Source organism: Polymorphospora rubra (genome assembly GCF_018324255.1).
GTDB lineage: Bacteria > Actinomycetota > Actinomycetes > Mycobacteriales > Micromonosporaceae > Polymorphospora > Polymorphospora rubra.
Genome location: NZ_AP023359.1, coordinates 4,024,402 through 4,035,440, shown reverse-complemented (window position 1 = coordinate 4,035,440; position 11,039 = coordinate 4,024,402). Strand labels below are relative to the sequence as shown.

Genomic DNA, 11,039 nt, shown 5'->3' with positions numbered 1-11,039 from the left:
GGCCGATGGCGGCGGCCGCTCAGGCCGCCGGCCAGTCCTGGGCCGTCAAGCGCGGAAAGGCCGCCCCGGGTGGGGCGGCCTCGAGCCAGGAGAGGAATCCGGTTACCGTCGACTCCGCCATGGCGATCTCGATCGGGGCCTGGTAGCCGGTACACCGCAGGATCACCCAGTCGGCGGGCATGGCCAGGCACTCCTGACCCTCGGGTTGGCGACGGCTTTCGACGGCCAACCCGTTACGGGAGAGCACCCGTTTGGGACGGATGGCAAAACTGAACATCCGGTACCAGCGCAGCTCGTCGTCGGCGAACCGACCGAAACCGGGTGACCAGCCGCGACCGTCGACCATCGTCGAGACCCGGACACTGAGCCGGATGGTGCCGCCGGCCCGGGCCACCAGGGCCCGCCGGACGAAGAGCACCAGGACGGCCGCGCACAGGATGAGGACGCCGATTCCGATCCATTCCAAGATCAGCATCGACGTCGCCGATCAGTGGGCGTTCGCGGGAGTGGCGACCGTGGCGCTCTCGGCGAGGATCGTGACGCCGCGGTCGGTCACCGAGACGAACCCGCCGTCGACGTCGTACGCGACCTGGTCGCCACCGGCGAGCTTGATCCGTACCTGGCCGGGCTCGGCGAGCTGGCCGAGGAGCGGCGCGTGGCCGGGGAGCACACCGAGCTCACCCTCGGTCGTACGCGCGACGAGCATCTCGGCCTCGCCGGTCCAGATCTTTTCCTCGACGGCTACGACCTCGACGTGCAGCAGATTTGCCACGCTGTCTCCTTGTGCGGGACGACCCGGTGCGGGGGACGGATGCGCCGAGTCTAGTCCCGCCACCAGCGGCTGCCCACGCCGGGTGGCACAGGTAACCCGACTACTTGTTGATCAGCTCCGGATGGCCGATCACGAAGTCGTCCACCGTGCCGGCCTTGAGCGCCGCGAAGAACTCCTCGGCGACCGGCTCCAACCGCTCACCCTGATAGTTGTCGCCGGTGCCGACGCCACCGCCGGGCAGCTTCATCATCGTGATCGAGTTGGAACGCAGGTTACGCAGTGCCAACCCGAAGTCGACGACGCTGTTGCCCCGCCCGCTGAAGATGACCGACTCGCCGGCCGCGCGCAGGACCGCGTCGAGCTTGACCGGGTTGGTCACCACGTCGGCACTGAACGCCTGGTCGACCATGGCCCGGATGAACTGCTGCTGGTGCCGCTGGCGGCCGTAGTCACCGTCGGGCAGGGTGTAGCGCTGGCGGACGTAGTCGAGGGCCTGCCAGCCCTCCAGGTGTGCCATGCCCTTCTTGTACTCCGCCTGCGGCCCGATGTAACCCTCGCCGTTCGGGTTGCCCTTGCGGTGCCGGCCGTCCGGTTCGCGGTGCTCCGACTTGACGTCGGTGTCGATGTACATCTCGACACCGCCCATCGCGTCGACGATCTTCTGGAAGCCGGTGAAGTTGATGATGGCACCGGCGTCGAACCGGGTGATGCCGGTCCGGGCGCTGATCGTCTGGGAAAGCAACTCGAAGCCCTGGACGGCGCTGGGCACCTCCTGGCCGGGCACCCGGCTGCCCCGTTCCATCGCCGAGTTGAGCCGCCCCTGGCCGCCGCGGTAGCCGGCCTTGTCGAACCGGGGGATGTCGACGATGAGGTCCCGTGGCAGGGAGAACAGGTAGGCGCCGTCGAGGTTCTCGTTGACGTGCAGCACCAGGATCGAGTCGGCCAGCGGCGGCCGGTTGGGATCGCTGGGTCGCGGATCGATGCCGACGAGGAGCAGGTTGAGCGGGCCCGTGATGTCCGACCTGCGCTCCTGCGCACCGGCCGCCTGGTCGCCGAAGAGGTCGCCGCTGCCCACCGCCCCCTCATAGCGGGCCAGCAGGATCTCCGTGGCGACCAGCACGCCACCACTGAGCAGCATCAGGACCGCGCCGAAGAAGGTGCAGAGCCGGGCCCACCGGGGAATCCGGGACCGTGGCTTGCTGGGGGCATCTCCGCCTTCCGGACGCCTGCCGACCCTTGTCACCACGTTCCCTCCGTTCGCTCCGCCCCTTGACGCGGACAGACGCGCAGGTCCGGGCGTTGGGCCGACAGTAACTTTCCCCGCCCCATGAGCGCCACCGCTGGATCGGTGATCCGCCCGACTGCCAGGAAACCCCCAGCAAAAGAGGGAGGTCGCACCGGCTACCCGCCGGTGCGACCTCCCTCGTCAGGCCGGTGTCAGCCCTTCATCAGTTCCTTCGCCTTGCGCTCGAGGTCGTCGAGCCCACCGCACATGAAGAACGCCTGCTCGGGAAGTGGTCGTACTCGCCCTCGCTGATCTTCTTGAAGGCCTCGACGGTGTCCTTCACCGGGACGTACGAGCCCTTGATGCCGGTGAAGACCTCGGCCGCGTAGGTGTTCTGCGACAGGAAGCGCTCGATCCGGCGGGCCCGCGAGACGGTGATCTTGTCGTCCTCGGAGAGCTCCTCCATACCGAGGATGGCGATGATGTCCTGCAGGTCCTTGTAGCGCTGCAGGATCCGCTTCACCTCGGAGGCGACCGCGTAGTGCTCCTGGCCCACGAACTCCGGGGCGAGGATCCGCGACGAGGACGCCAGCGGGTCCACCGCCGGGTAGATGCCCTTGTCGGAGATCGACCGCTCCAGGTTGGTGGTGGCGTCCAGGTGCGCGAAGGTGGTCGCCGGGGCCGGGTCGGTGTAGTCGTCGGCCGGCACGTAGATGGCCTGCATCGAGGTGATGGCCTGGCCCCGGACCGAGGTGATCCGCTCCTGCAGCTCGCCCATCTCGTCGGCCAGCGTCGGCTGGTAACCCACGGCGCTGGGCATCCGGCCGAGCAGCGTGGAGACCTCGGAGCCGGCCTGCGTGAAGCGGAAGATGTTGTCGATGAAGAGCAGCACCTCCTGCTTCTGCACGTCGCGGAAGTACTCCGCCATCGTCAGCGCGGAGAGGGCGACCCGCAGCCGGGTGCCCGGCGGCTCGTCCATCTGGCCGTAGACCAGCGCGGTCTTGTTGATGACGCCGGACTCGGTCATTTCGGCGATGAGGTCGTTGCCCTCACGGGTGCGCTCACCGACGCCCGCGAACACCGAGGTGCCACCGAAGTTGTTGGCCACCCGGGTGATCATCTCCTGGATGAGCACCGTCTTGCCCACGCCGGCACCGCCGAACAGGCCGATCTTGCCGCCCTTGACGTACGGGGCGAGCAGGTCGAGCACCTTGATGCCGGTCTCCAGCATCTCGGTCTTCGGCTCCAGGTCGGCGAACGCCGGCGCCTTGCGGTGAATCCCCCAGCGGTCCTTGATCTCGAGGCGCTCACCCTCCTTGAGGTTGAGGCACTCGCCGATCGCGTTGAAGACGTGACCCTTGGTCCCGTCACCGACCGGAACGGTGATGGCCGAGCCGGTGTCGCGCACCTCGGCGCCCCGGACCAGACCGTCGGTCGGCTGCATCGAGATCGCCCGGATCAGGTTGCCGCCCAGGTGCTGGGCGACCTCCAGGGTCAGCGTCTTGTCGCCTCCGGAAAGGGAGACGGTGACGTGCAGGGCGTTGAAGATGTCCGGCATCGCGTCGCGCGGGAACTCGGCGTCGACGACCGGGCCGATGACCCGGACGACGCGGCCCGTCGCCGTCTTGGTTTCCACAGCAGCAGTCATCACACTTCACTTCCCGCCGCGGCCAGCGCGTTGGCGCCGCCGACGATCTCACTGATCTCCTGGGTGATCCCGGCCTGGCGGGCCGAGTTCATCTCACGCGTGTACTTCTCGATCGCTTCACCGGCGTTGTCGGTCGCGCTCTTCATGGCGCGCCGACGGGCCGCCGACTCGCTCGCCGCCGACTCGATCAACGCCGCGTAGATCCGCGTGTTGATGTACTTCGGCAGCAGGGCGTCCAGCAACGCCTCGGCGTTGGGCTCGAACTCGTACGCCGGCAGGATGCCCTCCGACCGCGGCCGGTCCTCGACCTCCATCGGGCCGATGATCCGGGGCACCGGGGTCTGGGTCATCATCGACTTGAACTCGGTGTAGACGATGTGCAACTCGTCCACGCCCAGCACGCCGTCCGGCCCCGGGTCGTCGCCCTCGTCGTCGGCGCCGTGGGTGAACGCCTGGATGAGGGTCTCGCCGACCAGCCGGGCGTCGGTGAACGCCGGCTGCTCGGAGAAGCCGGTCCAGCTGGCCGCGATCGGCCGGTTACGGAACCGGTAGTACGCCACGCCCTTGCGGCCGATGACGTACAGCACCGGCTCCTTGCCGTCGGCCTTGAGCCGCTCGATCAGCGACTCGGCCGTCTTGATCGCGTTCGAGCTGTACGCGCCGGCCAGGCCGCGGTCGCTGGTGACGAGCAGTACGCCGGCCCGCCGCACCTTCGGGCGCGGGGTGAGCAGCGGATGGTCGACCGTCGCGTTCGAGGCCAGCGCCGACAGCACCCCGGTGATGGCCTGGGCGTACGGCAGGGACGCCGCCACCCGGGCCTGGGCCTTGGCGATCCGGCTCGTCGCCACGAGCTCCATCGCCTTGGTGATCTTCTTCATGCCCTTCGCCGAACGGATCCGTTGGCGAAGAACGCGAACCTGGGCCGCCATACGCTGCGCCCTACTGCTTCTTGGCCGGCTGGTCGGTGTAGCGGGTCACCGACTCACGGTCCTGCTCGCCCGCGAGCGGCTCGGCCGGCGCCTCGTTGATCGGCGCCCCCTCACCGGCGAGGAACGACGGCTTGAACTTCTCGATCGCCTCGTCGAGGCTGGCGATGATGTCGTCGTTCCAGTCGTTGTTCGCGATCGAGGCCAGCGTCGACGCGTAGCGGTGCCGCAGGAACTCCAGGAACTCCGACTCGAAGCGCCCCACGTCGCCGACGGCGACGTCGTCGAGCTTGCCCTCGGTGCCGGTCCACACCGACACCACCTGCTCCTCGACCGGGAACGGGGTGTAGTTCGTCTGCTTGAGCAGCTCGACCAGGCGGGCACCGCGGGCCAGCTGGTCACGCGACGCCTTGTCCAGGTCGGAGGCCAGGGCGGCGAACGCCTCCAGCTCCCGGTACTGGGCGAGGTCGAGGCGGAGCCGGCCGGCGACCTTCTTCATCGGCTTGGCCTGCGCGGCGCCACCGACCCGGGACACCGAGGTACCGACGTTGATCGCCGGGCGGACACCCTGGTTGAACAGGTCGGTCTCGAGGAAGACCTGGCCGTCGGTGATCGAGATGACGTTGGTCGGGATAAAGGCGGAAATGTCGCCACCCCGGGTCTCGATGATCGGCAGGCCGGTCATCGAGCCGCCGCCCAGCTCGTCGGAGAGCTTGGCGCAGCGCTCCAGCAGCCGCGAGTGCAGGTAGAAGACGTCACCCGGGTAGGCCTCGCGGCCCGGCGGGCGGCGCAGCAGCAGCGACACGGCCCGGTACGCCTCGGCCTGCTTGCTCAGGTCGTCGAAGACGATCAGGACGTGCTTGCCGCCGTACATCCAGTGCTGGCCGATCGACGAACCGGCGTACGGGGCGATGTACTTGAAGCCGGCCGGGTCGGACGCGGGCGACGCCACGATGGTGGTGTATTCCATCGCGCCGTGCGCCTCGAGGGTGCCCTTGACCGAGGCGATGGTCGACGCCTTCTGCCCGATGGCCACGTAGATGCAGCGCACCTGCTTGGTCGGGTCGCCGGACTCCCAGTTGGCCCGCTGGTTGAGGATCGTGTCGATCGCGACCGTGGTCTTGCCGGTCTTGCGGTCGCCGATGATGAGCTGGCGCTGGCCCCGGCCGATGGCGGTCATCGCGTCGATGGCCTTGATGCCGGTCTGCATGGCCTCGTGGACACCCTGCCGGGCCATCACGTTCGGCGCCTGGAGCTCCAGCTCCCGGTAGCCCTCGGCCTCGATCTCGCCCAGGCCGTCGATCGGCTGGCCGAGCGCGTCGACCACGCGGCCCAGGAACTTGTCGCCGACCGGCACGGAGAGCACCCGGCCGGTGCGCTTGACCCGCTGGCCTTCCTCGATGCCGGAGTAGTCGCCGAGGACCACGGCGCCGATCTCGCGGACGTCGAGGTTCAGCGCCACGCCGAGCGTGCCGTCCTCGAACTCCAGCAGTTCGTTGGCCATCGTCGAGGGCAGACCCTCGACGTGGGCGATGCCGTCACCGGCGTCGGAGACGGTACCGACCTCCTCGCGGGAGATGTCGGGAGTGTAGGAGGAGACGTAGCGCTCCAGGGCGCCGCGGATCTCCTCCGACGAGATGGTCAGCTCGGCCATCCTCTGCTTCCTCTATTCAGGGCCCGGGTTCGCCGGAGCGGCATCGATTTTGGGTTCTAGCGCTTCGCGAGCGCGTTACGGGTGTCGGTGAGCCGGCGCAGGACGGTGCCGTCGTAGAGATCGGAACCGACCTGGACACTCATGCCGCCCAGGATCGCCGGGTCGACCGTCTGCTTCACGGTGACCACTCGACCGTACAGTTCGCCCAGCTTTGCGCCCAACCGACGCTCTTCTTCGTCGGAAAGCGGCGCGGCGACCGTGACGTAGGCGACCTGGCGGTCGCGGCGGTCCGCGGTCAGCTCGACGAGCCTGGTCAGCGCTCCGGCGAACGACCGCCCGCCGAAGCCGTCGAGGGCGACCTCGACCAGGCGCAGCGTCACCGGCCTGACCTTGCCCTTGAGCAGCGCCGCGGCCAGTTCGGCCCGCTGCTCCGCCGGGGTGCCCGCGTCGCCGATCACACTGGCGAGCGCCGGGTCGCCGGTGACGACCTGCCCGAAGCGGAACAGTTCGTCCTCGACCTCGGCGAGGTCGCCGGCCCGGTCGGCGCTGGCCAGCAGCGCCTCCACACCGAGCCGCTCGGCACCGTCCAGCAGCTCGGACGGGACCGACCAGCGGCCCGACACCAGGGTGCCGAGCAACTGCGTCGCGTCGTCGCCGAGCTTGCCGGCCAACAGGTTGGTCAGCAGCACTGCCCGGTCCTCGCCGCTGCGGGCCGGGTCGGACAGCGCCCGACGCAGCCGCAGTTCGCGGCGCAGCAGCGCCGCGAAGGCGAGCAGGTCGTCGCCGGTCGCGGCGACCGCGGGCGGCGGCGCCGCCTGGGCGTACGCCTCGAGGCGCTCCGCCGCGATGGCGTACGACTCCCGGCTGGCGGCCTGCATCAGCGGGCTCCCGTGCTCTCGAGGTCGCTCAGGAACCGGTCGACGGTGCCCTTGCGGCGGGCCTCGTCGGCCAGCGACTCGCCAACGATCTTGCTCGCCAGGTCGACGGCGATGGTGCCGACCTCGGCACGCAGCTCCCGGACGATGGTCTGGCGCTCGGCGGCGAGCTGCTCCTTGCCGGCCGCGATGATGCGGTCGGACTCTTCGCGCGCCTTGGCCAGGACGTCCTGCCGAATGCCCTCGGCGTCGGCACGCGCGTCGTCGCGGATCTTCGCGGCGTCGGTACGGGCCTCGGCGAGCTGAGCCTTGTACTGCTCGAGGAGCTGGTTGGCCTCGGCCTGGGCGGCCTCGGCGCGCTTGATCCCGCCCTCGATCGCGTCGACCCGAGCCTGGTACATCGCCTCCATACGGGGGAAGACGAACTTGACCAGGATGAACAGGACGACACCGAAGGCGACGAGACCGACGATGATCTCAGACAGCGGTGGGAGCAGGATGTTCCCGCCCTCTTCCGCGGCTATGTACATGGACACTCCCCTCCAGCGGTGACCGGCCGTCGAGGGCCGGGCACCAAGTCAGCTCCGAGTGGGTCCGAGCCCGTCAGGACCCACCCTGCAGCGCGAACGCGAGCACCAGACCGAGCAGGGCGAGCGCCTCGACCACGGCGAAGCCCATGAACATGTAGACGCGGGTCAGACCGGCGCTCTCCGGCTGGCGGGCGGTCGCCTGGATGTAGGCGGCGAACACCAGGCCCACGCCGATGCCCGGGCCGAGGGCGGCGATGCCGTAGCCGATGACGTTGACGTTGCCCGAGATCTCGGCCAGCAACATGGTTGGATTCCTCCTGCGTTGAACGCGTGACCATCACGCGCACGTTTAGGGTGAGATTTTCAGTTGTCGATCGGTGGAGCGCAGGCGCGTACGGTGCCCGCGAAGGCACGGGTGCGTCGGTGGATCAGTGCGCCTCGGCGAGCGAGCTCTGCAGGTAGGTGGCGGTCAGCAGGGTGAAGACGTACGCCTGCAGCGCCAGGATGCCGAGCTCGAAGAGCGTCATGACGATGGCCATGCCCCAGCTCAGGAACGCGATCGGCTTGATGAGCAGCGTCTCGGCCTGGAAGAGCGCCACGCCGCCGAGCGTGAAGACCAGCAGGATCATGTGGCCGGCGAACATGTTGGCGAAGAGACGGACGGAGAGCGTGACCGGCCGCAGGATCAGGTTGGAGACGAACTCGATCGGCACCAGGATCGGCTGCACCCACAGCGGGGCGCCGGACACCCAGCAGCTCGTCTTGATGTATCCGAAGAAGCCGTGCTTCTGGATACCCACGGCGACGTAGACCAGCCAGCTCATGACCGCCAGCACGATCGGGAAGGCGATGTGCGAGTTCGGCGAGATCTGCGCGAACGGGACGATGCCCCAGAGGTTGTTCAGCAGGATGAAGACGAACAGCGTGGTCAGGTAGGGGGCGAAGCGCACACCCTGCTGTCCGATGATGTCGCGGGCGATGTTGTCCCGGACCAGGCCGTAGACCGACTCGGCAAGCCACTGGCCCTTGGTCGGGACCAGCTTGGGGTTGCGGTAGGTCACCAGGAAGAAGACCAGGATGATCGCGACGCTGATCCACACCAGCAGTGCGATCTTTGTGAAGGCCCCCGCCCACATCGTGTCTTCGAACGAGGGGATCAGGCTTTTGTAGTTGAAGCTGTCAACGCCGGGTGGAAACTCCGCAGCGAGGTAGGTCGGCAGCTCAGCCAATTCGAACCCTCCGTCGGTCGGGCGGTGTCAGACGCCCAGCCTCTTCATGGTCAGATAGACCCCGGCGGCCGTGCCCCCGATCAACCCGATCAGCAGCCCGACGTTTGGCAGGTCCAGCCAGCGGTCGACGAGCCATCCGATGCCGCCCCAGATGCCCATGCCGCTGAGGAGGTAACCGACGGCAGCCCAACCCGCATCGGCGCCGGAAGGCCCGGTGCCGTTGGTGGGTTGGTCGTCAGCCATGACGCGGCGAACGCTATCAGCCGGAAACATGAGGCTGTGAGTCACCCCCCGCACAACCGAGTTGTGTGGGCGCAGAGGGGCGTGTCGCGGCTTCCGGACACGCTACTCCCGTCACGCCAGGAGGGAAGCCCGGCCACCCCGACTCGTCCCTCATTGACGGAAACGCGACAGTTGACCGTCGGCTACTTCGAGGGAATCTCGACGTACGGGATCTTGGCCTTGAAGGTCCACCAGACCTGGGCGGTGACCCAGGCCACGGTGGCGCAGATCATGGCCGCGGCCATCGTCCGCAGGCCGGCCCAACCCGACGCGGCCACCGCGAACATGACCACGCCGAAGATGCTGAACTTCAGCACGTAGGTGGCGAGTCCGACGGTCAGCACCAGCTTGGGCAGCACCGAGTCGGCCCAGGCGACCGCCACGCTGGACAGCAGGTAGCTGAACGTGACCACGGCCACCCCCGCCGCCGCGCCGGCCGCACCGTCCGCACCCTCGACCAGCCAGCCGAGCAGTACCGCGACCACCAGGAGTACGGCCGAGACGATCAGCGGCACCCGTAGGTGCCGGAGCCGGGCCGCCATCACCGCGGGTAGGCCGGGAAGGCACCGGCCAGCTCGGCGACCTCGGCCGCGACCCCGGCGAGCGTGTCCGCCCCGCCGGGCAACGCCGGATCGGCGCGTACCGCGCGGGCGATCAGGGTCGCGATCTGACGCATCTCCGCCTCCCGCATGCCCTGCGTGGTGACGCTCGGCGTGCCGACCCGGATCCCGGAGGCGACCATCGGCGGCTGCGGGTCGTACGGGATCGCGTTCTTGTTCAGGGTGATCGTCGCGGCGTCGCAGCGCGTCTCCGCGTCCCGCCCGGTCACCCCGACATCGCGCAGGTCGACCAGGGCGAGGTGGGTGTCGGTGCCGCCGGACACCGGGCGCATCCCCTCGGCGGCGAGCCCCGCCGCGAGTGCCCGGGCGTTCTCGACCACCTGGTTCGCGTACGTCTGGAACTCGGGCAGTGCCGCCTCGCGCAGCGCGACCGCCTTCGCGGCGACGGCGTGCATCAGCGGCCCGCCCTGGGTGAACGGGAAGACCGCCTTGTCGATCCGGGCGGCCAGTTCGCCGCGACACAGGATCATGCCGCCCCGGGGGCCGCGCAGCACCTTGTGGGTGGTGGCGCAGACCACGTCGGCGTGCGGCACCGGCGATGGTACGGCCCGGCCGGCGACCAGGCCGATGAAGTGCGCCGCGTCGACCATCAGGTAGGCGCCGACCTCGTCGGCGATCTCCCGGAACACGGCGAAGTCGATGAGCCGCGGGTAGGCCGTGGCCCCACAGATGATCATCTTTGGGCGGTGTTCGAGGGCGAGGTCGCGTACCTCGTCGTAGTCGATCAGCTCGGTGTCCGCCCGGACCCGGTAGCCGACCGTGCGGAACCACCGGCCGGAGAAGTTGACCCGGCTGCCGTGCGTCAGGTGGCCGCCGTGCGGCAACTCCATCGCCAGCACCGGGTCACCGGGTTCGAGCAGCGCCGCGTACGCCGCCAGGTTGGCGCTCGCCCCGGAGTGCGGCTGGAGGTTGGCGTGCTCGGCGCCGAACAACTCCCTCGCCCGGGCCAGGCCGATCTCCTCGGCCCGGTCGACCTGCGCGCAGCCACCGTAGTAGCGCCGCCCCGGGTAGCCCTCGGCGTACTTGTTCGTGAGCGTCGAGCCGAGCGCGGCGAGCACCGCCGGCGAGGTCAGGTTCTCGCTCGCGATGAGTTGCAGGCCCTGGCGCAGCCGGTCGAGTTCGCCGACGACGACCGACGCGATCTCCGGATCGGTCGCCTCCAACTGGGCGAAATCGGGCCCCCAGAATGTCTCCACCCGCAGCAGTCTAGGCGGGTACGGCCGGACGCCCGCCGGGCGGTGCGACCGCGCCCGGGCGGATGATGGGGATCATGCGATG

At 69.1% G+C, this 11,039-nt stretch carries 12 protein-coding genes and 1 pseudogene; all 13 read right to left on the bottom strand.

Annotated features, from left to right (window positions below; genetic code table 11):
• Positions 1 to 19 precede the first annotated feature (19 nt).
• The 13 genes and pseudogenes from Prubr_RS18430 to Prubr_RS18370 all read right to left on the bottom strand — a co-directional run bounded on the left by Prubr_RS18430 (position 20) and on the right by Prubr_RS18370 (position 10,957).
• A complete protein-coding gene (locus Prubr_RS18430) occupies positions 20 to 475 on the bottom strand; it encodes a DUF2550 domain-containing protein (protein ID WP_212827068.1) in 456 nt (151 codons plus the stop codon).
• A gap of 12 nt (positions 476 to 487) precedes the next feature.
• Positions 488 to 772: a F0F1 ATP synthase subunit epsilon gene (locus tag Prubr_RS18425; protein WP_212827066.1), complete on the bottom strand. Its 285-nt coding sequence runs from the start codon at positions 770 to 772 to the stop codon at positions 488 to 490.
• 100 nt (positions 773 to 872) lie between these two features.
• A complete protein-coding gene (locus tag Prubr_RS18420) occupies positions 873 to 2,015 on the bottom strand; it encodes an LCP family protein (protein WP_246568989.1) in 1,143 nt (380 codons plus the stop codon).
• A gap of 194 nt (positions 2,016 to 2,209) precedes the next feature.
• Positions 2,210 to 3,645, bottom strand: a pseudogene (gene atpD / locus Prubr_RS18415) (F0F1 ATP synthase subunit beta).
• The gene (locus Prubr_RS18410) at positions 3,645 to 4,574 is read right to left on the bottom strand and encodes a F0F1 ATP synthase subunit gamma (RefSeq protein WP_212827064.1); all 930 of its coding nucleotides are present in this window, start codon (positions 4,572 to 4,574) and stop codon (positions 3,645 to 3,647) included. Before Prubr_RS18410 ends, atpD begins: the two are co-directional and overlap by 1 nt.
• 10 nt (positions 4,575 to 4,584) lie before the next feature.
• The gene (atpA, locus tag Prubr_RS18405) at positions 4,585 to 6,225 is read right to left on the bottom strand and encodes a F0F1 ATP synthase subunit alpha (RefSeq protein WP_212827062.1); all 1,641 of its coding nucleotides are present in this window, start codon (positions 6,223 to 6,225) and stop codon (positions 4,585 to 4,587) included.
• Between the two features lie 56 nt (positions 6,226 to 6,281).
• Positions 6,282 to 7,103 carry a F0F1 ATP synthase subunit delta gene (locus tag Prubr_RS18400; protein WP_212827060.1) on the bottom strand — a complete coding sequence of 274 codons (822 nt, stop codon included), beginning with the start codon at positions 7,101 to 7,103 and terminating at the stop codon, positions 6,282 to 6,284.
• Positions 7,103 to 7,630 carry a F0F1 ATP synthase subunit B gene (locus tag Prubr_RS18395; RefSeq protein ID WP_212827058.1) on the bottom strand — a complete coding sequence of 176 codons (528 nt, stop codon included), beginning with the start codon at positions 7,628 to 7,630 and terminating at the stop codon, positions 7,103 to 7,105. The genes Prubr_RS18400 and Prubr_RS18395 overlap by 1 nt, the downstream gene beginning before the upstream one ends.
• Before the next feature lie 73 nt (positions 7,631 to 7,703).
• A complete protein-coding gene (gene atpE / locus Prubr_RS18390; protein WP_212827056.1) occupies positions 7,704 to 7,934 on the bottom strand; it encodes an ATP synthase F0 subunit C in 231 nt (76 codons plus the stop codon).
• A 124-nt stretch (positions 7,935 to 8,058) separates the two neighbouring features.
• Positions 8,059 to 8,859, bottom strand: coding sequence for a F0F1 ATP synthase subunit A (gene atpB / locus Prubr_RS18385; protein WP_246568808.1), 801 nt, complete (start codon positions 8,857 to 8,859; stop codon positions 8,059 to 8,061).
• A 27-nt stretch (positions 8,860 to 8,886) separates the two neighbouring features.
• Entirely contained in the window at positions 8,887 to 9,102 is a 216-nt protein-coding gene (locus Prubr_RS18380) for a hypothetical protein (protein ID WP_212827054.1), read from the bottom strand.
• Positions 9,103 to 9,284: 182 nt separating this feature from the next.
• On the bottom strand, positions 9,285 to 9,683 hold the full coding sequence (locus Prubr_RS18375; RefSeq protein WP_212827052.1) for a Cg1360 family ATP-synthase-associated protein: 399 nt from the start codon (positions 9,681 to 9,683) through the stop codon (positions 9,285 to 9,287).
• Entirely contained in the window at positions 9,683 to 10,957 is a 1,275-nt protein-coding gene (locus Prubr_RS18370; protein ID WP_212827050.1) for a serine hydroxymethyltransferase, read from the bottom strand. The genes Prubr_RS18375 and Prubr_RS18370 overlap by 1 nt, the downstream gene beginning before the upstream one ends.
• Between the last annotated feature and the right edge of the window lie 82 nt (positions 10,958 to 11,039).

What these genes read in the sequence shown, in the direction of transcription:
- Prubr_RS18430 (WP_212827068.1), bottom strand. Translation starts at nt 475, where the DNA reads ATGCTGATCTTGGAATGGATCGGAATCGGCGTCCTCATCCTGTGCGCG.
- Prubr_RS18410 (WP_212827064.1), bottom strand. Translation starts at nt 4,574, where the DNA reads ATGGCGGCCCAGGTTCGCGTTCTTCGCCAACGGATCCGTTCGGCGAAG.
- atpA (WP_212827062.1), bottom strand. Translation starts at nt 6,225, where the DNA reads ATGGCCGAGCTGACCATCTCGTCGGAGGAGATCCGCGGCGCCCTGGAG.
- Prubr_RS18400 (WP_212827060.1), bottom strand. Translation starts at nt 7,103, where the DNA reads ATGCAGGCCGCCAGCCGGGAGTCGTACGCCATCGCGGCGGAGCGCCTC.
- Prubr_RS18395 (WP_212827058.1), bottom strand. Translation starts at nt 7,630, where the DNA reads ATGTACATAGCCGCGGAAGAGGGCGGGAACATCCTGCTCCCACCGCTG.
- atpE (WP_212827056.1), bottom strand. Translation starts at nt 7,934, where the DNA reads ATGTTGCTGGCCGAGATCTCGGGCAACGTCAACGTCATCGGCTACGGC.
- Prubr_RS18380 (WP_212827054.1), bottom strand. Translation starts at nt 9,102, where the DNA reads ATGGCTGACGACCAACCCACCAACGGCACCGGGCCTTCCGGCGCCGAT.
- Prubr_RS18375 (WP_212827052.1), bottom strand. Translation starts at nt 9,683, where the DNA reads ATGGCGGCCCGGCTCCGGCACCTACGGGTGCCGCTGATCGTCTCGGCC.